Source organism: Polaribacter reichenbachii, from assembly GCF_001975665.1.
GTDB classification, from domain to species: domain Bacteria; phylum Bacteroidota; class Bacteroidia; order Flavobacteriales; family Flavobacteriaceae; genus Polaribacter; species Polaribacter reichenbachii.
On record NZ_CP019419.1, the window covers coordinates 3,985,515 to 4,006,868 of the forward strand.

At 29.0% G+C, this 21,354-nt stretch carries 21 protein-coding genes; 17 read left to right on the forward strand and 4 right to left on the reverse strand.

The annotated features are described in order from the left end of the window. Positions 1-5: 5 nt before the first annotated feature. The 3 genes from BW723_RS17030 to arsB all read left to right on the forward strand — a co-directional run bounded on the left by BW723_RS17030 (position 6) and on the right by arsB (position 2,787). Entirely contained in the window at positions 6-854 is an 849-nt protein-coding gene (locus BW723_RS17030; RefSeq protein WP_068359246.1) for a DUF2911 domain-containing protein, read from the forward strand. A 248-nt stretch (positions 855-1,102) separates the two neighbouring features. Continuing rightward, on the forward strand, positions 1,103-1,735 hold the full coding sequence (locus BW723_RS17035; RefSeq protein WP_068359252.1) for an arsenate-mycothiol transferase ArsC: 633 nt from the start codon (positions 1,103-1,105) through the stop codon (positions 1,733-1,735). Between the two features lie 2 nt (positions 1,736-1,737). Next, positions 1,738-2,787 carry an ACR3 family arsenite efflux transporter gene (gene arsB / locus BW723_RS17040; RefSeq protein WP_068359255.1) on the forward strand — a complete coding sequence of 350 codons (1,050 nt, stop codon included), beginning with the start codon at positions 1,738-1,740 and terminating at the stop codon, positions 2,785-2,787. A gap of 81 nt (positions 2,788-2,868) precedes the next feature. On the opposite strand, the gene BW723_RS17045 is transcribed toward arsB, so the two are convergent. From BW723_RS17045 to BW723_RS17055, 3 genes are all read right to left on the reverse strand, one after another. Further along, complete coding sequence (locus tag BW723_RS17045) at positions 2,869-3,840, reverse strand: Gfo/Idh/MocA family protein (protein WP_068359258.1); 972 nt, start codon at positions 3,838-3,840, stop codon at positions 2,869-2,871. Positions 3,841-3,842: 2 nt separating this feature from the next. Continuing rightward, entirely contained in the window at positions 3,843-5,555 is a 1,713-nt protein-coding gene (locus BW723_RS17050) for a sodium:solute symporter family protein (RefSeq protein ID WP_068359260.1), read from the reverse strand. A 265-nt stretch (positions 5,556-5,820) separates the two neighbouring features. Then, on the reverse strand, positions 5,821-8,307 hold the full coding sequence (locus BW723_RS17055; RefSeq protein ID WP_068359262.1) for a PIG-L family deacetylase: 2,487 nt from the start codon (positions 8,305-8,307) through the stop codon (positions 5,821-5,823). Between the two features lie 220 nt (positions 8,308-8,527). Here BW723_RS17055 and dnaN point away from each other — a divergent pair, with 220 nt between their 5' ends. The 7 genes from dnaN to BW723_RS17090 all read left to right on the forward strand — a co-directional run bounded on the left by dnaN (position 8,528) and on the right by BW723_RS17090 (position 14,081). Beyond that, positions 8,528-9,646, forward strand: coding sequence for a DNA polymerase III subunit beta (gene dnaN / locus BW723_RS17060; RefSeq protein WP_068359265.1), 1,119 nt, complete (start codon positions 8,528-8,530; stop codon positions 9,644-9,646). A gap of 150 nt (positions 9,647-9,796) precedes the next feature. Then, positions 9,797-10,012, forward strand: coding sequence for a hypothetical protein (locus tag BW723_RS17065; RefSeq protein WP_068359268.1), 216 nt, complete (start codon positions 9,797-9,799; stop codon positions 10,010-10,012). Beyond that, a complete protein-coding gene (locus BW723_RS17070; RefSeq protein WP_068359271.1) occupies positions 10,005-10,319 on the forward strand; it encodes a type II toxin-antitoxin system RelE/ParE family toxin in 315 nt (104 codons plus the stop codon). The genes BW723_RS17065 and BW723_RS17070 overlap by 8 nt, the downstream gene beginning before the upstream one ends. Positions 10,320-10,327: 8 nt before the next feature. Continuing rightward, positions 10,328-10,927: an acyl carrier protein phosphodiesterase gene (locus BW723_RS17075; protein ID WP_226789179.1), complete on the forward strand. Its 600-nt coding sequence runs from the start codon at positions 10,328-10,330 to the stop codon at positions 10,925-10,927. Between the two features lie 49 nt (positions 10,928-10,976). Further along, positions 10,977-12,677, forward strand: coding sequence for a gamma-glutamyltransferase (ggt, locus tag BW723_RS17080; protein ID WP_083139660.1), 1,701 nt, complete (start codon positions 10,977-10,979; stop codon positions 12,675-12,677). A gap of 106 nt (positions 12,678-12,783) precedes the next feature. Then, positions 12,784-13,203: a VOC family protein gene (locus tag BW723_RS17085; RefSeq protein ID WP_068359286.1), complete on the forward strand. Its 420-nt coding sequence runs from the start codon at positions 12,784-12,786 to the stop codon at positions 13,201-13,203. After that, the gene (locus tag BW723_RS17090) at positions 13,203-14,081 is read left to right on the forward strand and encodes an RluA family pseudouridine synthase (RefSeq protein ID WP_068359290.1); all 879 of its coding nucleotides are present in this window, start codon (positions 13,203-13,205) and stop codon (positions 14,079-14,081) included. The genes BW723_RS17085 and BW723_RS17090 overlap by 1 nt, the downstream gene beginning before the upstream one ends. Positions 14,082-14,159: 78 nt before the next feature. Here BW723_RS17090 and pdxR read toward each other — a convergent pair whose 3' ends face one another. After that, complete coding sequence (gene pdxR / locus BW723_RS17095; protein WP_068359298.1) at positions 14,160-15,659, reverse strand: MocR-like pyridoxine biosynthesis transcription factor PdxR; 1,500 nt, start codon at positions 15,657-15,659, stop codon at positions 14,160-14,162. 84 nt (positions 15,660-15,743) lie between these two features. Between pdxR and BW723_RS17100 the strand changes: the two genes are divergently transcribed. The 7 genes from BW723_RS17100 to BW723_RS17130 are packed head-to-tail and all read left to right on the forward strand — an operon-like array spanning position 15,744 to position 21,342. Further along, complete coding sequence (locus tag BW723_RS17100; RefSeq protein ID WP_068359302.1) at positions 15,744-16,274, forward strand: DinB family protein; 531 nt, start codon at positions 15,744-15,746, stop codon at positions 16,272-16,274. Continuing rightward, entirely contained in the window at positions 16,261-16,551 is a 291-nt protein-coding gene (locus tag BW723_RS17105) for a DUF1272 domain-containing protein (RefSeq protein ID WP_068359310.1), read from the forward strand. Before BW723_RS17100 ends, BW723_RS17105 begins: the two co-directional genes overlap by 14 nt. A gap of 1 nt (position 16,552) precedes the next feature. Beyond that, on the forward strand, positions 16,553-17,068 hold the full coding sequence (locus BW723_RS17110; RefSeq protein ID WP_068359313.1) for a GNAT family N-acetyltransferase: 516 nt from the start codon (positions 16,553-16,555) through the stop codon (positions 17,066-17,068). 1 nt (position 17,069) lies between these two features. Next, entirely contained in the window at positions 17,070-17,729 is a 660-nt protein-coding gene (locus BW723_RS17115; RefSeq protein WP_068359384.1) for a pyridoxamine 5'-phosphate oxidase family protein, read from the forward strand. A 49-nt stretch (positions 17,730-17,778) separates the two neighbouring features. Continuing rightward, positions 17,779-19,056 (forward strand): hypothetical protein, encoded by a 1,278-nt coding sequence (locus BW723_RS17120; protein WP_068359316.1) that lies wholly within the window; start codon positions 17,779-17,781, stop codon positions 19,054-19,056. Then, positions 19,056-20,138, forward strand: coding sequence for an AI-2E family transporter (locus BW723_RS17125; protein ID WP_068359319.1), 1,083 nt, complete (start codon positions 19,056-19,058; stop codon positions 20,136-20,138). The genes BW723_RS17120 and BW723_RS17125 overlap by 1 nt, the downstream gene beginning before the upstream one ends. A 7-nt stretch (positions 20,139-20,145) precedes the next feature. Further along, positions 20,146-21,342: a class I SAM-dependent methyltransferase gene (locus BW723_RS17130; RefSeq protein WP_068359321.1), complete on the forward strand. Its 1,197-nt coding sequence runs from the start codon at positions 20,146-20,148 to the stop codon at positions 21,340-21,342. The last annotated feature ends 12 nt before the right edge of the window (positions 21,343-21,354 follow it).

The window sequence follows — 21,354 nt, forward strand, 5'->3', positions numbered from 1 at the left end:
TATTTATGAAAAAAATTATATTATCATTATTTGTAGCAGCAATGTCTTTTTCTGCAAACGCACAAATTAAAACTCCAGCTCCAAGTCCGTTTCAAAAAATTGAACAAATTGTTGGCTTAACAGATGTAACTGTAGAATATTCAAGACCAGGTGTAAAAGGAAGAAAAATATTTGGAGGATTAGAAGATTATGGTAAAGTTTGGAGAACTGGTGCCAACCAAAATACTAAAGTAACCTTTAGTACTGATGTAACTGTTGCAGGTACTAAAGTTAAAAAAGGCACTTATGCTTTATACACAATTCCAGGAGAAAAAACTTGGGATATTATGTTATATGCTGATGCTACAAACTGGGGAAATCCTGCAAAATGGGATGAATCTAAAGTGGTTGTTAAAGTAAATGTACCAGTTATAGAAATACCAATGATTATTGAAACGTTAACCATTTCTTTTGATGATTTAACGAACAATTCTGCAGTTTTAGGTATTATGTGGGAAAACACTTATGTAGGTTTAGAATTTGAAACACCTACAGATGCTATGGTTTCTGCTGAAATAGAAAAAATTATGCAGGGTCCTTCTGCTGATGATTATTATGCAGCAGCAGCTTATAATTTAAGTGCTGGTAAAGACATAGAAAAAGCAAAAACTTGGATTGATAAAGCTGTAGAAATGACTGCTGATGCTCCTAAATTTTGGTTTTTAAGAAGACAATCTTTAATTTATGCTAAAGCAGGAGATAAAAGCGGAGCAATTAAAGCCGCAAAAGAATCTTTAAAATATGCTAAAAAAGCAAATAACGGAGGTTATATTAAAATGAATACAGCTTCTTTAAAAGAATGGGGAGCAATGTAAAATGCTTTTTATTTTTTATAAAATTTAAAAACTCAAGCTTATGCTTGAGTTTTTTTTATTGGGTAATATTTATGTTATTTAAATGTCAATAAATTAAAAATGTTTTTTCATTTTAAATATTAATCGTAATATTGCAATGTAATAATTGATGAATGAAATTTTACATCAATATTTATTAAAATCAGAAATAGATTAAAAAAATTTAAAAATATTAATCGCAAAATTGCAATTAACAAATTAATATAAAAATGACAACTACAGAAACTACTCTATTTAAAGAAATTGAAACATTTATTTCGCAGTTAGATCCAAAAACAATTTCAGAAGAACGTAAAGAAGTTTTACAACCTTTAACAGACTACATTCAAGAAAAAGTAAACAATAAAGAAGCGATTAGAATCAATTTTATTTGTACGCACAATTCTAGAAGAAGCCATTTATCGCAAGTTTGGGCACAAGCCATTTCGAATTATTTTAATATTTATAATGTAACTTGTTATTCTGGAGGAACAGAAGCTACAGCGCTTTTTCCTGTTGTTGCAGAAACATTATCTAACTCTGGATTCCAAATCAAAACAATTTCTGAAGGTAATAATCCTGTTTACAGCATTAAATACTCAGAAAATGAGCATCCAATCATTGGATTTTCTAAAAAACTAACAGATGATTTTAATCCAAAATCTGGTTTTGCTGCAATTATGACTTGTTCACAAGCAGATGGAGGCTGCCCATTTATTGTAGGTGCAGAAAAACGTATTCCTATTACTTTCGAAGATCCAAAAGCTTTTGATAACACACCTCAACAAGCAGAAAAATATAACGAAAGAAGCATACAAATTGCTACTGAAATGTTTTACATATTCTCACAAATAAACGCTTAAAAATGGCTAATAAAAAATTAAGTTTTTTAGACAGAAACCTAACTTTATGGATTTTTGTTGCAATGGCTTTAGGTGTAAGTTTAGGATTTTTTATTCCAACTTTTCCAGATTTCATCAACTCATTTAGCAAAGGTTCTACAAACATACCTATTGCCATTGGTTTAATTTTAATGATGTATCCGCCTTTGGCGAAAGTAAATTACGCATTGTTACCAAAGGTTTTTAGAAATACCAAAATCTTATCAATCTCATTAATTTTAAATTGGATTATTGGTCCTGTTTTAATGTTTGTTTTGGCAATTATTTTCTTGAGCGATTATCCAGAATATATGGTAGGTTTAATTTTAATAGGCTTAGCACGTTGTATAGCAATGGTTTTAGTTTGGAACGATCTTGCTGAAGGAAGTAGCGAATATGGTGCAGGTTTAGTGGCTTTAAATAGTATTTTTCAAGTATTTGCTTACAGTTTTTACGCTTGGTTATTTATAACTGTACTTCCACCCTATTTTGGTTTTGAGGGTGCAATTGTAGATATTTCTATTGCAACTATAGCAGAAAGCGTTGCTATTTATTTGGGAATTCCGTTTTTCTTAGGTATTTTAAGTAGGTTAGTTTTGGTAAAATTAAAAGGTGAAGAATGGTATACTAAAAAGTTTATTCCAACAATTTCTCCTTTAACTTTAATTGCACTTTTATTTACAATTGTTGTAATGTTTTCTTTAAAAGGAGAATTAATTGTACAAATACCAATGGATGTTTTATTGATTGCTGTTCCTTTATTGATATATTTTACATTAATGTTTATCATCGGCTTTTTCTTTACCAAAGCAACTGGCGCAGATTACGACAAAACAACTGCGGTTGCATTTACTGCAGCTGGTAATAATTTTGAATTAGCAATTGCTGTTGCTATTGCTGTTTTCGGATTAAATTCTGGGCAAGCTTTTACGGGTGTAATAGGTCCATTAGTAGAAGTACCAGCATTAATTTTATTGGTAAAAGTTTCTTTTTGGTTGCGTAAAAAATATTTTACAAAACCAAAAACTGCTTAACTTTAAATGTATAAAATGAATTAAAAAAGAGTTTGAAATAGGATTTCAAACTCTTTTTTGATGTTTAAATATCTAATAACCTTAATATTCTAAACCAATAATTTCTCTAACTTTATCTAAGGTTGATATTAAGTTTCTAGAAAAATCGAAAGTCATAATATCACTTTCTTTTTTACCATTTCTTATCAAATTATTAAAGTGTTCCGTTTCAAAATTGTAACCAATGGTTTTATAGTTGAAATCAATAATTTCTTCCTTGCCATTTTTAACTACTGTAACTGTTGTTGGCATATGAAACATTGTGTTTATTTTAATTACAGCTTCATCAAAAGTAAAAATTGCTTCTGTTGGTAAATCTTTATCTAAAGAACTTTTTAAAATTGCTTTTGCATTATTATAATCAAAAGTGATATTACAATTGGAATCTGCACCATTTTCAAAAAATGTAGCTGTAGCAGCAATGTTCTCAGGTATTCCTAATGTAGAAAGAGCTGCAAAAATTGGATAAATTCCAATATCTAACAAACTACCACCACCAACAGATTTTTTAAATAATCTTGATGAATTATCAAACGCTCTGTAAAATCCGAAATCGGCTTCTAAAGTTTTAATTTTACCAAATTCCTGACTTTGTATAATATCTAAAACATATTTGTAATGAGGCAAAAAGTACGTCCATAAAGCTTCCATTAAAAGCACATTATTGGCTTTGGCAACTGCGATCATTTCTTCTACTTCTTGCAAATTCATTGCAAAAGGTTTTTCGCATAAAACTGCTTTTTTATGTTGCAAACAAAGAATGGAATGTTCTTTATGAAAACTATGTGGAGTTGCAATATAAACTGCATCTACTTCATTATCTTTTGCTAAATCTTCATAAGAATCATAGGCTTTTGTAGCACTGTGTTCTTTAGCAAAAGCATCAGATTTATCTTGATTTCTAGAAGCAACAGCATACAATTCTGCATTTTCTACAACTACTAAATCCGTAGCAAATTTATTGGCTATTTTACCAAGACCAATTATCCCCCATTTAATCGTTTTATTTTCCATTTTTACACTTCACTTAATTTTAAATTCGTTTTTTTAGGTAAAATTGTTTGAATAATGATTGCAATTGCCATTACCAAAACACATCCCAATAAATTTAGCCATAAATAAGGCAACCAATCTAAAAAATAAACTCCTATAATTATGGTTTGCGTTATTAAAGCTGCTACAAAAACAGCATTTCCTTTAACAAACTTTATAAAAAATGCTAGTAAGAAAATTCCTAAAACGTTACCATAAAAAATAGATCCAATAATGTTAACTAACTGAATTAAATTATCGAATAAATTGGCAATACAAGCCACAGAAATTGCTATTATACCCCAAGCTAACGTAAACCATTTAGATGCTTTTACAAAATGGGCTTCGCTTTTTTCTTTTTTTATATTTCGTTTGTATAAATCCATAGCAGTTGTGCTCGCTAATGCATTTAATTCTGATGCTGTAGAAGACATTGCTGCAGATAAAATTACAGCCAATAATAAACCTATTAAACCTCTTGGTAAATTGTTTAAAATAAAATGAATAAACACATAATCTTTGTCATTAGATTCTATTTTATCTAAAGTATTTTCTTCATCAACTTTATCAATAATTGCTTTCGATTTTTCTTTTAAAACTAAATCTTTAGCATTTAATTCTTGAATTTTTTGTTTTTCATCGATCTGAAATCCATCTAAAAAAAGTGCTTTTTTACGAGTTTCTATGGCTATATGTTCTTGCTCTAATTGCTTATATTCTTGTGCATATTTCGTTTTTACAACCTCTTCATTTGCTGTCGGATTAAAATTTAATGGAGCAGGATTAAATTGATAAAATACAAAAACCATTACCCCAATTAACAAGATAAAAAACTGCATTGGCACTTTTAAAAGTCCGTTAAAAATTAAACCTAACTGACTTTCTCTAACCGATTTTCCAGACAAATAACGTTGCACTTGACTTTGGTCTGTACCAAAATATGAAAGCATTAAAAATGTACCACCTAAAATACCTGTCCAAACTGTGTATCTGTTGCTTAAATCAAAAGAAAAATCGAGCACTTCCATTTTATTGCTTGCTCCAGCAATTTCTAAAGCATTTGTAAAGGTGATATTTTCTGGCAGCTGACTCATTATCATAAAAAACGCAATTAGCATTCCTATAAAAATGATAATCATTTGTTGTTTTTGAGTAACATTAACGGCTTTTGTACCACCAGAAACTGTGTAAATAATTACTAAAAAACCGATAATAATATTAAGCGTTAACAAATCCCAACCTAAAACTGCACTTAAAATTATAGCAGGTGCAAAAATAGTAATTCCTGCAGCTAAACCTCTTTGAACCAAAAATAAAATAGCTGCTAAACTTCGTGTTTTTAAATCGAATCTGCCTTCTAAAAACTCGTAAGCTGTATATACTTTTAACTTATGATAAATGGGTATAAAAACCACACAAATAATAACCATTGCAATTGGCAAACCAAAGTAAAATTGCACAAACCCCATACCACTATGAAAAGCTTGACCTGGAGTAGATAAAAACGTAATTGCACTGGCTTGTGTAGCCATAACAGACAACCCAATTGTCCACCATTTTGTGTCATTACCACCTTTTATATAGTCTGAAACATTGGCGTTTTTTCGGGTTACATAAGTACCATAAGCCACAATAAAAATTAAAGTTACAGATAAAATAATCCAGTCTATTGTGTGTAATTTACTTGCTATTTCCATACTCTAAACTGTAAAATAATTTGTAATAAAATAGAACGCAATTAAATAAATAACATTTGCCACTAACACCAAAGTGTATTCTTTTTTCCAAGTGTATTTTTTATTCATTTTATGTTTTTTTTGTAGCTATTTCCTGCTTTCAACACTCGCTTTTTTTAGTTTGTTCTCGATACAAATTTGCAAAAAAACAAATTTACTCGAACTGACACTAAAAAAGAGCTCAAACAAATGTTTCAATCAGGGCTAAACTAATTTGTGAACTTTATTACTTTTTACCAACAGAAAGCATATTTGCAAACAATTTATAAGCACCAGAAACACCTGCAGGTAATTCTCTAAAGAAACTTATACCTGTATAAATGTAATTTCCTTTACCATATTTTGCAATAAGTAAACTACCTTCTTTTGCAGTTTCTCCTTTATCATTCATAGATAAAATTGGCGTGTATTCTTCGCTCCAAGAATTAGGGAAATATAAACCTCTTTCTTGTACCCAACCTTTAAAATCGTCTTGCGTAATTTTATTTGGATAATTTAAAACAGGATGTTTTTCATCTAAAATTCTAACCTCAGCAAATTCGTCTGTAACACGATCTCTTGATAATTTTAAAGTATAAGGAGCTCCAACATTTACTCCTCTATTGGTGTTATATTGTACAATTAAATTACCTCCTTTTTCTACATATTCTAACAAGAATTTTTGTTTAAACTTCAATTCTTTAACTACATTATAAGCTCTAATTCCTAAAACAATAGCATCGTATTTGTGTAAATTTTCGTCGTTAATTTCTGTTGGATTTATTTCATCAACAGTATAACCAATCTGACGTAAATTTTCTGGAACAACATCTCCTGCACCTTTTATATAACCAATATTATCGCCCACTTTTTTAATGTTTAAACGAACAACTTTGGCTTCAGAATTTAATAAAACAGATTGCTTTGGTATATGATTGTAATTAATTTCTACCAATTCTTTGGTAAACTCTTTTCCATTGGCAGTAGCTTTTACTTTTATTTTACCAACAGATTCATTTTTTGGCGGAAAAACTGCAAAATCAAAAGTTTCTTGATCGTTTTTCTTTTCGATATTAAAAATATGTTGTTTTGGTGATATTTGCCATCCTTCAGGAATTTCTAAAACCAATTTTCCAGAAATAAAATTTGCACCCGCTTTTACAGTAACACTAACTTGCTTGTGATTTTCATCATCAAAAATTAATACTTTGTCTTTTAATTTGGTAGTTACTAATGGCAAAATTTCAAAAGGTTGATAAATTTCTCCTTTATCTCTTTCAGAAAATCTTCTAACTACATTTTTGGTAAATGTTATTGGTATGCCATCAATAATTAAATTAAAATCAATTTGTACAGGTCTTTTGGTTTCTGGATTACCAATTAACACTTGCTCATCTACTTGATACATACCTAAAGTGGCATCTTGCTTTAACCAATAAGGATCTGAATATGCTAGATCTTTAAGGTTAATTATTTCTCTAAAATTAAACTTTTTATTGTTGCCTATTGGCAATTGTTTTGCATACGTTTTATCATCCACAGTAGAAGTTATTGATGACAAAATCATAAAAGATTCGCTTCTATTTAAGACTTCCATATCTACATTAATTTTAGAATTTGGTGTAGCATAAGAACTTTCTGCAGAAGCTTCTAAATACAAGCCTGTACTTGCCTGAATAATTTCTTTAATTTGTTTTTCTTTAATGGTTCTCCAATGGCTATCTTCTAATTGAATAATTAAAGTGTAAGCTTCTAACAACTGCTTTATATGTTTTTCTGGATGTACAAAATCGAAATTCTTTTCAATTTCATATAAAATATCACCAATTTCTCCTCCACCTTTTACACGATTCCAAGTGGTATTAATGCCAGAAAAAATATCATTTTTATCTTTTAAAGGTTCCCCTTTTAAAAACTCTGCGTATTCTGTTTGGGCTCCTCTTGTTGTTAATCTACCAAAACCTTGGCACAAATGCTGACTGCTTGCCATTGAAGCTAACTCATTATTAGACAAACCTTTTAACGGATAATAAACGCCAATATCGAATTTTGTATACTCTTTTGCTATTTCTTCGAACTTTGCTTTATCTCTATAAAACCAAGAAGAAGTGTTATGAAATAAACGCTTTGGCTGCCAAGTTTTCGTATATTCTAACTGATTTTTATAAGCTAAAGTATCGCCTGCCAAATCAAAAGCCTCTACACTTAACATTGCAGAACTTGTGTGATGTCCGTGCGTAGTTCCAGGTGTTCTATGGTCGAATCTATTGATAATTACATCTGGTTTAAAAGTTCTAATGGCCCAAACAACATCACTTAAAACCTCTTCTTTATTCCAAATTTCTAAGGTTTCATCTGGATGTTTAGAATAACCAAAATCGTTGGCTCTTGTAAACAATTGTTCACCACCATCTACATTTCTGGCTGCTAATAATTCTTGAGTTCTAATAACACCTAATAATTCCCTAATTTCTGGACCAATTAAATTCTGACCTCCATCTCCTCTTGTTAACGATAAATAACCAGTCCTTGCTTTAACTTTATTGGCTAAATAAGCAATTAATCTAGTGTTTTCATCATCTGGATGTGCAGCAATGTATAAAGCTGTTCCCAAAAAATTCAATTTCTGAATTTTCTCGTAAATCTGGTTAGAGGTTAATTTTTGAGGTTTTTGTGCAAAAACTGATATTGATATCAGCAAAATTGCTAAAATTGAAAGTATTTTTTTCTTCATTTTTCTTTGTTGACAACAAACAAATGTAGTTTTTTAATCAGTAATAATAGGACTCTTAACATAATTATAACGTTTTTAAATCCGAAGAAAAAGTAAAAAATAGCCGTAAAATTACATTTAGAATATTCATCAACAAATTGCTCATAACCTGTTAATAAATTAATTTTTAAAACAACATATTAAGGTTATATTTGTAAGAATAATTAAGAAAATAAAATCAATGAAATTTATTGTATCAAGTTCGCAATTACTAAAGCAATTACAAGTTTTGGGCGGCGTTATAAATAGCAACAACACTTTACCTATTTTAGATAACTTTTTATTTGAACTATCTGAGAACGAATTAAAAGTTTCTGCATCAGATTTAGAAACCACAATGAGTTCTGTGGTAGAAGTTGAAAGCGAAAGTACTGGTTCTATTGCTGTTTCTGCACGTTTGTTGTTAGATACTTTAAAAACTTTTCCTAATCAGCCTTTAACTTTTAAAACTGAAGGCGAGAATACTATAGAAATTAGTTCTGATCAAGGAAAATATGATATGGCTTATTTTGGTGGTGATGAATTCCCGAAAGCGGTTTCTTTACCTAGCCCAAGTGTAACTGTTGTACCTGCAAGTATTTTAGGAACTGCAATTTCTAAAACTATTTTTGCTGCTGGTAATGACGATTTAAGACCAGTAATGAGTGGTGTATTTTTTCAGTTTAGCTCGCAAAGTTTAACTTTTGTTGCTACTGATGCTCATAAATTGGTAAAATATTCTAGAACTGATGTTACTGCAGACCAAACAGCAGAGTTTATTATGCCAAAGAAACCTTTAAACTTATTAAAAGGTATTTTAGGTGGTTCTGAAAGCGATGTTACTATTGAATATAATGATGCTAATGCAAAATTTACTTTTGATAATGTAGTTTTAGTTTGTAGATTAATTGATGGTAAATACCCAAATTACGAAGCTGTAATTCCTAAGGAAAATCCGAATAAATTAACAGTTGATAGAGCTTCTTTTTTAAACTCTGTAAGACGTGTTTCTATTTTCTCTAGCAAAACTACACACCAAATTCGTTTAAAAATGGCAGGAACTGAATTAAACATTTCTGCAGAAGATTTAGATTTCTCTAACAAAGCAGACGAACGTTTAAGTTGCGATTATCAAGGCGATGATATGCAAATTGGTTTTAACTCACGTTTTTTAAGTGAAATGTTAAACAATTTAAGTTCTAGCGAAGTTTTAATTGAAATGTCTTTACCAAACAGAGCAGGAATTTTAACACCTATTGATGGTACAGACGAAGGTGAACAAGTTACAATGCTTGTTATGCCTGTTATGTTGAATAACTAAAACACGCAGTGTTTTTTTTATTAAGGAAGATTTGTCATTCCTGTGAAAACAGGAATCTATAATAATTATAAAACCACAACTTTTTAGTTGTGGTTTTTTGATTCCTTCTTGTTTATAAGAAGATTTCTTATCTTTACTAAAATATCAGTTATGAGTACTTTAGAAATTCGAAACGAAATATTAGAAATTATAAAAAATGAAGATGAGTCTTCATTAAAAAAACTATACCAAATTATAAAGAACTACAAGCACCAAAAGCAATTAGACAAAATGATTGAAGAAGGTGAAGAGGATATTGAAAACGGAGATTTATACAATACTTCAGAAGTAGAGAAAATGCTAAATAGCTGGGTTAATAATGAGTAATATTATTAATTGGACTAAAAGAGCAACTAAAGATTTAGAAAAAATAACAAGGTTTAACCTTAACTTATATGGTGTAAAGAAAACAACTGAAATTTCTCAAAACATCATCAATACTCCAAAAATTCTTCAAAACCCGAAAGTAAATATTTTAGAATCGGGGCAAATTGATGAGTCTTTTAACCATTTAAAAAGAAACTATCGTAAAATTATAACAAGTCATTATAAAATAACTTATAGAATTGGTAAAGGAAAAATCTATATTGTAAGAGTTTTTGATACTCGCCAAAACCCTAGTAAAAATAGATAACACATTTAATGAATTTCCTAGCTCACCTCTACTTATCGCAAAACAACCCCAATATTATGATTGGTAATTTTATTGCAGATCATATTAGAGGCAACAATTACGAAGGCTTTTCTAAAGAAATTCAGCAAGGTATTTTTCTACACAGAGAAATTGATACTTTTACAGATACACATCCTATTGTTAGAAAAAGTAAAAGACGATTACACGAACGTTACAGACATTATGATGGCGTAATTATCGATATTTTTTACGATTACTTTTTGGCTAAAAATTGGGCCAATTATTCTGCAATTCCTTTAGATGTTTATGCAAATTCAGTTTATGTTTTTTTTGATAAAATTTCAGCAAGCTTACCTTTAAAATCTCAGAATTTTATAAAATATATGATTGAGTACAACATTTTGTACAACTATCAATTTAAAGACGGAATTCAGAAAGTTTTAAACGGAATGAATCAAAGAACTAAAGGTAAATCTCAAATGAATTTAGCTATCGAAGATTTATCTTTATTTGAAAAGGAATTAGAAGAGGATTTTACAATTTTCTTTAAAGATTTGTTAGAATTTACAACTATTAAACTGAAAGATTTAACAAATTTATCAAGCTAAAAAAAAATGCTTTTTTATAAATTTACAACAATTCTAATCTAGAACTATAATGAATTTAAAACCATTTATACTATTCATACTTCTTTTTTCTGTAATTAGTTGTAATGACAAGAAGGAAAAAGTAACTAAAAAAGAAATAGGCCTAATTACAAAACAAGCAATGGTAGTTTCTGCCAGAGTTGAAGCTTCTAAAATAGGAACAGCAATATTAAAAAAAGGCGGAAATGCTTTTGATGCAATGTTTGCCACAGAAATGGCTTTGGCTGTAGCTTATCCTTTTGCAGGAAATCTTGGTGGTGGTGGTTTTATGGTCTACAGAAAAAATGATGGCGAAATTGGTGCACTAGATTATAGAGAAAAAGCGCCATTAGCAGCCACTAGAGATATGTATTTAGATGATGATGGCAATATAATTAAAGGAAAAAGTACTATTGGAGCAATGGGAATTGGAATTCCTGGCACTGTTGCTGGTGTTTTTGAAGCACATAGAAAATTTGGGAGTTTAAGGGTGCAAGAAATTCTAGAACCTGTTATTGCTTTAGCAAAACGTGGTGTTGTTGTAACTGCTAAACAAGAAAAAAGATTGAACAATTATCGTCCTTTATTTGATAAAGTGAACAAAGATTCTATCACTTTTACGCACAAATGGAAAGAAAATGATACTATAAAATATCCTGCTTTAGCAGAAACATTAATCCAAATTCAAAAAAATGGAAAAGATGAATTTTACAAAGGAGAAATTGCAAAAACCTTAGTAAAATTTATACAAGATAATGGTGGAATTATGACTCTTGAAGATTTAGAAAAATACGAAGCAAAATGGAGAACTCCTATTACTTTTAATTATGATGGTTTACGTATCATTTCTATGTCTCCACCTTCTAGTGGTGGAGTTTGTTTGGCACAAATAATGAATGCTATAGAACCTTTTGAGTTAGATAAATTTGGTCATAATAGCACAAAAGCTATTCAGGTTATTACTGAAGCAGAAAGACGTGCGTATGCAGATAGAAGTCATTTTTTGGGTGATCCTGATTTTGTTACAATTCCGCAAAAAGAATTAATTAGCAAATCTTACAGCAATAAGAGAATGTCTGATTTTAGTTTTGACAAAGCCACTTCTTCTGCTGATGTGTCTTATGGAAATGTAGAAATTATTGAAAGTGATGAAACCACACATTATTCAATAATAGATCAGTTTGGAAATGCAGTTTCTGTAACTACAACTTTAAATGGTGCTTATGGTTCTAAACTATATTCTTCTGAATTAGGTTTCTTTTTTAATAATGAAATGGACGATTTTAGCAGCAAACCTGGTGAGCCAAATATGTTTGGTTTAATTGGTGCAAAAGCTAATGAAATTGCTCCAGAAAAAAGAATGTTAAGTTCTATGACACCTACAATTGTAGAAAAAGATGGAAAACTTTTTATGGTAGTTGGTACTCCTGGAGGCTCAACAATTATTACTTCTGTTTTACAAACAATTTTAAATGTTCACGAGTTTAAAATGAATATGCAAGCAGCTGTAAATGCGCCAAGATTTCATCATCAATGGTTGCCAGATGTTGTAAAAATGGAACCAAATAGTTTTGATAAAGAAACCATTACAGAGTTAACAAGTCTTGGTTATACTATTGATGAAACTACTTCTAGAATTATAGGTAAAGTGTCTGCTATTTTAGTTTTACCAAATGGAACTTTAGAAGGTGGTGCAGATAAAAGAGGTGATGATACTGCTGATGGATTTTAATTTGATGTTAGCTGTTAGCAAAAATGAAAAATTAGTCAAACTTATTAAACTTTAAATTTTAAATTTTAACCAAACTTTGAACTTTGAAACTTTGAAACTAAAAAAAATGAAAACACAACCCTTTCACTTAGCAATACCAGTTCAAAACTTAGAAAAATGTAGAGCTTTTTATAGAGATATTTTACAATGCGAAGAAGGCAGATCTGATGTTCATTGGGTAGATTTTAATTTCTTCGGACATCAATTGGTAATTCATCAAAAAGACGGATTTAATCCTGAGCGTATTTCTAATGCTGTTGATGGTAAAGATGTACCTGTTCCTCACTTTGGAGTTGTTTTAACTTGGGAAGATTGGCATGCTTTAGCAGAAAGATTAAAAGCTGTAAATACCAATTTTGTAATAGAACCTTGTATTCGATTTGAAGGAAAAGTAGGTGAACAAGCTACTCTTTTCTTTAAAGATCCAGAAAATAATGCTTTAGAGTTTAAAGCCTTTAAAGATATTGGGCAGTTATTTGCAAAATAATGCAACTCTTAGAAACTCATATTGCTAAAAAATTACAAGAACCAATTCGTTTTCAAGAATATGGAGTTGGTGTTTTTAAAACAATACCCACAAAATCTAGTATAAAAAAAGCAATTAAAAAAGGATATATCTTTATTGATGGAGTTCTAGCAACAACATCAAAATATATTTCTGGAGGAGAAAAAATTGAACTTTTTGAACCTAAAAATCAAGCTAATTTTAAAAGGCTAAAACTCGATTTAGAAGTTTTATTTGAAGATGACTATTTAGCTATTATTTACAAACCTTCTGGCATTTTAGTGAGTGGAAATAAATTTGTAACTGTTGCAAATGCATTAACACAAAACTTACAAAAAAGTAATCAAACAGATGCAGTAAAACCACAACCCATTCATAGATTAGATTACCCAACATCAGGTGTTTTATTAGTTGGCAAAACAAGTTCGTCTATCCAAAAATTGAGTGATTTATTCAAAAACAAAGAAATTCAAAAAACTTATTTTGCTATAGCAATTGGTAAAATGTGTGCTGGAGGTACAATCAATTTTAAGGTTGATGATAAACAAGCATCCACAGAATTTGAAGTTTTATCATCTGTAAAATCAGAACGATTTGAGTTTTTAAATTTGGTGAAATTATTGCCAAAAACAGGTAGAAAACATCAGTTAAGGAAACATTTATCAGCAATTGATCATCAGATTTTAGGTGATCAAGATTATGGAAATTCTGAATTAATTTTAAAAGGAAAAGGTTTGTATTTACACGCTTTTTCTTTAGAATTTCTACATCCGTTTACGAAAGAAACAATTTCTATATCTAAAGAATTACCTAAGAAATTTAAGAAGATTTTTATTTTTTGCCACGAATACACTAATTAATCAATGAAAACAGAATAAAGTTAGAATCGCAAAAATTCCATTTGAATTTTATAACCAGAAAATAATAATCTCAAGTTTCTACGTAAATTTTGTGAATTCTTGACTTTTAATATCATTAAAAATCATTGAAAGCCTACTCATCAACTCATAAATTTCCTCTTCATTATAAGTTGCAAAACCTATTCTTATTGCATTATGACCAATTTTAGCATTGTCATAACGTCGCCATTCACCTATTTCTAATTTATATTTTCTTGCAATTTTTGCAATTGTTTTCCAAGAATATTTTTTATGTAAAGTTAGCCAAACAGCCATTCCTCCTTTTGGTTTATCAAAAGAAAAAACATCTGAAAAATTATCTTTTAATAAACTACAAAACAAGTCTCTTCTTGATTTATAAACTTTCATCACTTTTTTAATATGCCTGTCTAAATCACCAGATTTTATAAAATCTTCAAAAGTTAATTCCAATAAAGCATCACCTTGTCTGTCTATAAACCGTCTTTGATTTGCAGCTTCATTTACAAAAGAACTTGGTGCAATAATATACCCAATTCTGTATACAGGAGCCACAGTTTTACACACAGAACCTATATAAATAACATTGCCATTCGTATCATGACTTGCTAATGGCAAAATAGGTGAATGATTGTAATTAAAATCGTAATCGTAATCATCTTCAATTATTGCAAAATTGTATTTTTTAGCTAAATTCAATAAATGAATCCTTCTTTCTGCGGATAAAGTTACTGTTGTTGGATGATGATGATGAGAGGTAACATAAACTCCTTTTATAGATTTTTTTTGGCAAATTTCTTCAATTTCATCCGTAGAAAGTCCATTTTCATCAACATTCACTCGAATTAAATTTGCATTTCTCTGTAAGAAATTAGTATCAGCAGATGTATAATTTGTTTGTCCAACAATAATATTATCATCTTTTTGTAATAGTAGTTTTGCCGATAAAAAAATTCCCATTTGACTACCTCTAGTAATCAAAATATTTTCCTTTTTAATGTTTAAACCACGAGTTTTATTCAGATAATCAGCTAAAGTGATTCTTAATTTTTCATTGCCAAAAAGAGAACCATAAGACATTTCTTTATAAATATCTTTTCTACTACAAATTCGTCTGTAGGTTCTAGCTAAATCTTCAGTTGGCGTTAATCTAGCATCAGATATCCCATCATTTAAATACATAAAACCTTCTTTAGGTTTCAAAAAACTACGTTCTAAAGATATATCAGTATAAAAGTTAAATCCGATTTTATTATCTGATGATAAAATATCTTTTTCAATAAAGTTTTGCTGATGTAACTCTGGCAAATTAGAATTGATAAAAGTTCCTTTTTTAGGAATACTTTCTACCCAACCTTGTAATAATAATTCTTCATAGCAAGCAACTACAGTTTTCCTGTGTACACTTAACAAATCTGCTAGAATTCTGCTTCCAGGTAATTTTGTTTCAGGAACTAATTTTCGCTCTTTTATCAATTGAATAAACTGATTTGCCAACTGTAAATACAAGGCTTGATTGCCATTTCTATCTAAATGAAAAATTGTTTTATATGGAAACATTCTCTGGACTACTTTATATTTTTATTCTGGACGATTATAATAGACCATAAATATAGTAATTTTGAAATATCAAACCACTAAAAGATGAAAAGACAAGATTTAAAATTAGAAGAATTTGAGATTTATTTTAAAAGATATTTAGATAAATTAAACAATGAAACTGAGTTATTACAAGGTTTTATTGATGGAAAATCTGCTACAACTTCATTTTTTAAATCCATTTCTAAAGATAAATTAGAGTTCAGGTATCAACCAGAAAAATGGTCGATAAAAGAAATTTTACAACACCTTATTGATACTGAAAGAATCTTTATGTACAGATGTTTTAGAATTGCAAGAAGAGACACAACTGCTTTGGCTGGTTACGATCAAGAAATTTACAACCATCCATCAAAAGCTAATAAAAAATCTCTAGAGAATTTATTGAATGAATTTAACATCAATAGAAATAATTCTATAGCTTTATTACAAAGTTTAAGCGATGATGATTTATGTTTTACAGGTAAAGCAAGTGGTGGCAAAATGTCTGCAAGAGCAGCAGCTTTTATAATTATTGGTCATGACATTTGGCATACAGATGTTATTAAAAACAAATATTTGAATGTTAGAAATTAGACCTAATTGCGAACATTGCAATAAAGATTTACCAAACACATCATTAGAAGCAATGATTTGCTCTTTTGAATGTACTTATTGTAAAACCTGTGCTATCGAGATTTTTAAAAATGTTTGTCCGAATTGTGCTGGTAATTTTGTTGAACGCCCAATTCGTCCATTAAAAATGATTGAAAAATATCCAGCATCAACAAAAAGAATTTTTAAACCTAAAGATCTTAAAGTTGCAAAATTAAACTCAGATGCATATTTAAAAATAAATCCAAAGGATAGATAAAATGATTGAAATAAGAAGAGCTACTGAAAATGATGCAACTTATATAGCGTTGTTAGGCAGAATTACCTACACAGAATCTCATGGAGATTTTATTGAAGATAAGAAAAACTTACTTGATTTTTACAATACATATTATGCTGTTTCTCAAATAAAAAAAGAGTTAAATGACATAAACAATATGTTTTGGATTGTTTTTTCTGATGAATTACCAATTGGTTTTGCTAAACTTTGTTTAAACGTAAACACCTTAAATTCAATAGATGAAAGTTATTGTAAATTACAAAGGCTATATATTTTAAATGATTTTATAGGTTTTAAAATAGGAACTCAATTACAAGAAATCATACTTAAAAAAGCAATTGAATTAAATTACAAAAAGATATGGTTAACAGCTTATTACAAAAACACCAAAGGCATAAAATTCTATAAAAAATATGATTTTAAAGAAGTTGGTAGTATCGACTTTTATGTTGGCAAAACTAATTATGAGAACTTAATTTTTGAAAAAACTTTATAAAATGAAAGAATATCCGCAAACAAAAATCAACAGAATTAAAAGAGGTGCAAATAGAGGTACTTACAATGTAGAAAAAATTAACACCATTTTAGATGCTGGTTTTTTGTGTTATGTAGGCTATATTTATGATGGAAAACCAATCACGATTCCTATGGCATATGCTAGAAAAGAGGATAAAATTTATATTCACGGTTCTACAGGCAATAGAATGCTTTTATCAATTTTAGAAAGCAAAGAAACCTCTATAACTGTTATGCATTTAGATGGTTTGGTTTTGGCACGTTCTGGCTTGCATCATTCAGTAAATTATAGATCTGCAACTCTTTTTGGTAATCTAAAAAAGGTCGAAAAAGATGAAGATAAAACAAAAATTTTAAGATTGATTGTAGATCAAATGGTACCAAATCAATGGGATTCTTTAAGACCAATGTATCAAAAGGAATTAGATAGAACATTAGTGGTAGAATTTACCATAGAAACTGCATCTGCAAAAATTAGAGATGTTGGTGTTGCTGATGAACCAGAAGATTATAAATTAGAGGTTTGGGCTGGTATTATACCTATAAAACAAATTGCAGAATATCCAATTCCTGATGAAGGAAAACCAAAATCAATGGAAATACCTCAACATATTTTAGATTATTATGAGAAAAATAAATAATGACTGATTAAAAATTAATAAATTCGCTTTTTAATATATCGTTTTTTCTATGAAAAAGTTTTTCAAAATTATTGCTACTATATTACTTTTAATCATTGGTTTTTGCGTGGTTTACTATTTTATAAATAATGAAGATTTACCACAAGGTAAAAAAGGCAAAGAAGCAGATGCTTTAGCTATAAAAATGTATAATGCCATAAACCACGAAGCTTTCGAAAATACCGAAATTTTAAAATGGAGTTTTAGAAATGAGCATTTTTACACTTGGCATAAACAACAAAATATTGTCCATATTTCATGGGCAGAAAACAAAGTAACTTTAAACACCAAACAACCAGAAAAATCTGTTGTTTATGTTGATGGAAAAATTTCTGAAAATAAAAAATTAATAAAACAAGCTCAAGGCTATTTTAACAACGATTCTTTTTGGTTAATAGCACCTTATAAAATTTTTGATGCTGGCACAGAAAGAAGCATTATAAAACACGAAGGTAAAAACGCTTTAATGGTTACTTATACTTCTGGTGGCTCTACTCCTGGAGATTCTTATCTTTGGATTTTAGACGAAAACTACTACCCTACCTCTTTTAAAATGTGGACCTCTGTAATACCAATTGGTGGAGTTTCTGGTTCTTGGTCTAACTGGAAAAAAACTGAAGCAGGTATAAAATTACCTACAAAACATACATTATCACTTTTTGGTCTAGAAATAGATATGGGTAATGTTAATGCTTATAACGAAAAAGCAAATGAATTGGCTGATAAAATTTTAAAAGCGCTTAAACACGAAGCTTATAAAGAAACAAAGTTTATCGAATGGAGTTTTGCAGGTAAAAGAAGTTTTAATTGGGATAAAAAAAATCATATTGTTGATGTATCTTGGGATGATTTTAAAGTAAATTTATATCCCGAAGATTTAGAAAAAAGTATCGTATTTTTCGAAGGAGTAAAACAAGAAGATACTGATGAAAAAATTGTAAAAAGAGCTTGGGATATTTTTAATAATGATTCTTTTTGGCTAGTTGCACCTCATAAATTATATGATGATGGAGTTATTAGAACCATAGAAAATATAGAAAACGAAACAGCTTTAAGAATAACTTACACTTCTGGTGGTACAACTCCTGGTGATGCTTATGTATGGATTTTAGATGAAAACTATGTGCCAAAAAGTTATAAAATGTATTTAAAAAACCGAGGTAAACAAGGCACTTTAGTTACTTGGGATGATTGGGTTACCACAGAAAGTGGTACTTTACTACCAACAAATCATACTTTTTTAAATGGAAGAAGATTAAGTATGGGAGAAGTAAAAGCATATAATTAATGACAGCCAAAACTATAGCTAACGGAATTTTAAGAGCCTTAGGAATTCTTCTCGGAATTTTTATTTTGGTTTATTTTTTATACGCAATTCAATCTGTAATTATCTACTTAATTATAGCTGCAATTTTATCTTTAATCGCAAGACCTGGTATTCTTTTTTTAAAGAGAAAATTAAAATTCCCAAATACATTAGCTGTAGTTACCACAATGATTTTAATGTTGGGTTTACTTACTGGTTTAATTTTAATGTTTATTCCTTTAATTGTAGAGCAAGGCAGAAGTTTATCTCTTTTAGAAGTAGATCAATTAGAAAATAATTTACAGAGAATTTTTACTCAAATTACAACCTATTTTTCATCGAAAGGTATAGATGTTTTAAGCGAATTAAAAAATGTAGATTTTTTATCACAATTTCAAGAAATACCTAACTTATTAAATTCAGTTTTAGGTGCTGTAGGTTCATTGAGTGTTGGTTTATTTTCGGTATTGTTTATCTCTTTCTTTTTTATGAAAGATAGCAAATTGTTAAAAAATGGAGTAATGACATTAATACCTAATGGAACAGAAAAAAGGTTTTCTAAATCTCTAGAAACCATTAACAATTTACTTTCTCGATATTTTATTGGTTTAATAATTCAGATTACTATTTTATTTGTTTTTTACACAATTATTCTCTTAATATTTGGTATTGACAATGCTGTTGTAATTGCTTTTTTATGTGCATTGCTAAATTTAATTCCTTATGTTGGCCCAATGATAGGCGCCATTTTAATGTGCATTTTATCAATGACTAGTAATATAGAACTAGATTTTCAGACAGAAATTCTACCAACAACAGGTTATATTATGATTGGTTATTTAATTGCACAATTGGTAGATAATTTTGCAAGTCAGCCAATAATATTTTCGAAAACAACAAAATCTCATCCATTAGAAATTTTCTTAATTATTATAATTGGAGGCTTACTTTTAGGTGTTGTTGGTATGATAACTGCTGTACCACTTTACACTGCATTAAAAGTAATTTTAAAAGAATTTTTATCAGAAAATAAGATTGTAAAATCAATTACAAAAGATTTATAACTACTATTTGAATCCGAAAATTTTACATAAGGATGTACAGCAATTTATACAAGAAAATTTAAAATCAGATATTACAAAACTGATTTTAAAAGGAAGTCCTTTTGACGGAATTTCGATTCAAGAATTAGCAAATCAAGTTGTTGCGAAACAAAAATCGTTAGGTAAACTGCCAACTTGGTTTAACACAGAAAACATTTATTATCCGCCAAAAATAAGTATTGAGCAAACTTCATCAGAAATTACAGCCAAATACAAATCAAGTTTAATTTCTGGTGATAAAATTATCGATATTACTGGTGGTTTTGGTATTGATTGCTTCTACTTTTCTAAGCAATTTAAAGAAGTATCGCACTGCGAAATAAACGAGGAGTTATCAACAATTGTAAAGCATAATTATCAACAATTAAAAGCAGAAAATATTACAACTATTTCTGGAAACGGACTTGATTTTTTAAAAAATACAAATCATTTTTTTGATTGTATTTATGTAGATCCATCTAGAAGAAGTGATGTAAAAGGAAAGGTTTTTTTATTAAAAGATTGTTTACCATATGTACCACCAAAAATCGATTTCTTTTTTACAAAAGCAAAACATATTTTAATTAAAGTTTCTCCTATTTTAGATATTAAAAATACAACTAAAGATTTAAAAAATGTAAAAGAAGTACATATTGTAGCCATTAATAATGATGTTAAAGAATTGCTTTTTTTATTAGAAAAAGATTATGAAAACGCTATTAAAATTAAAACTATAAACTTTCAAAAAAACGGTAGCCAAAAGTTTGAATTTGATTTCACAAACTCAGTAGAATCTACATATTCAGAGCCACTTACTTATTTATATGAGCCCAATTCAGCAATTTTAAAATCTGGTGGATTTCATCATATATCAAATCAATTAAGAGTTTTTAAATTGCATCAGCATTCTCATTTATACACATCAGATCAATTAATAGATTTTCCTGGTAGACGTTTTAAAATTGAACATATTATTTCTTATGATAAGAAAAAACTAAGAAAAATTTTACCATATAAAAAAGCGAATATTACTTCTAGAAATTTCCCGAAAACCGTTGCTCAATTTAGAAAAGAAACCAAAATAAAAGATGGTGGAGAAGTTTATATTTTTTTAACTACAGACTTAAACAATAATCATAAATTGGTTATCTGTAAAAAAGTTAACATTAACTTATCATATTTGTAATATTTTACATTT

Bases quoted from the DNA above. Each gene is read 5' to 3' on its own strand.
- BW723_RS17050 (WP_068359260.1), bottom strand. From the start codon at position 5,555: ATGGAAATAGCAAGTAAATTACACACAATAGACTGGATTATTTTATCT.
- BW723_RS17105 (WP_068359310.1), top strand. From the start codon at position 16,261: ATGTTAGAAATTAGACCTAATTGCGAACATTGCAATAAAGATTTACCA.
- dnaN (WP_068359265.1), top strand. From the start codon at position 8,528: ATGAAATTTATTGTATCAAGTTCGCAATTACTAAAGCAATTACAAGTT.
- BW723_RS17055 (WP_068359262.1), bottom strand. From the start codon at position 8,307: ATGAAGAAAAAAATACTTTCAATTTTAGCAATTTTGCTGATATCAATA.
- BW723_RS17030 (WP_068359246.1), top strand. From the start codon at position 6: ATGAAAAAAATTATATTATCATTATTTGTAGCAGCAATGTCTTTTTCT.
- BW723_RS17035 (WP_068359252.1), top strand. From the start codon at position 1,103: ATGACAACTACAGAAACTACTCTATTTAAAGAAATTGAAACATTTATT.
- BW723_RS17120 (WP_068359316.1), top strand. From the start codon at position 17,779: ATGAAAAAGTTTTTCAAAATTATTGCTACTATATTACTTTTAATCATT.
- BW723_RS17125 (WP_068359319.1), top strand. From the start codon at position 19,056: ATGACAGCCAAAACTATAGCTAACGGAATTTTAAGAGCCTTAGGAATT.
- BW723_RS17070 (WP_068359271.1), top strand. From the start codon at position 10,005: ATGAGTAATATTATTAATTGGACTAAAAGAGCAACTAAAGATTTAGAA.
- ggt (WP_083139660.1), top strand. From the start codon at position 10,977: ATGAATTTAAAACCATTTATACTATTCATACTTCTTTTTTCTGTAATT.
- BW723_RS17045 (WP_068359258.1), bottom strand. From the start codon at position 3,840: ATGGAAAATAAAACGATTAAATGGGGGATAATTGGTCTTGGTAAAATA.
- BW723_RS17075 (WP_226789179.1), top strand. From the start codon at position 10,328: ATGAATTTCCTAGCTCACCTCTACTTATCGCAAAACAACCCCAATATT.
- BW723_RS17065 (WP_068359268.1), top strand. From the start codon at position 9,797: ATGAGTACTTTAGAAATTCGAAACGAAATATTAGAAATTATAAAAAAT.
- BW723_RS17110 (WP_068359313.1), top strand. From the start codon at position 16,553: ATGATTGAAATAAGAAGAGCTACTGAAAATGATGCAACTTATATAGCG.
- arsB (WP_068359255.1), top strand. From the start codon at position 1,738: ATGGCTAATAAAAAATTAAGTTTTTTAGACAGAAACCTAACTTTATGG.
- BW723_RS17100 (WP_068359302.1), top strand. From the start codon at position 15,744: ATGAAAAGACAAGATTTAAAATTAGAAGAATTTGAGATTTATTTTAAA.
- pdxR (WP_068359298.1), bottom strand. From the start codon at position 15,659: ATGTTTCCATATAAAACAATTTTTCATTTAGATAGAAATGGCAATCAA.
- BW723_RS17085 (WP_068359286.1), top strand. From the start codon at position 12,784: ATGAAAACACAACCCTTTCACTTAGCAATACCAGTTCAAAACTTAGAA.
- BW723_RS17090 (WP_068359290.1), top strand. From the start codon at position 13,203: ATGCAACTCTTAGAAACTCATATTGCTAAAAAATTACAAGAACCAATT.
- BW723_RS17115 (WP_068359384.1), top strand. From the start codon at position 17,070: ATGAAAGAATATCCGCAAACAAAAATCAACAGAATTAAAAGAGGTGCA.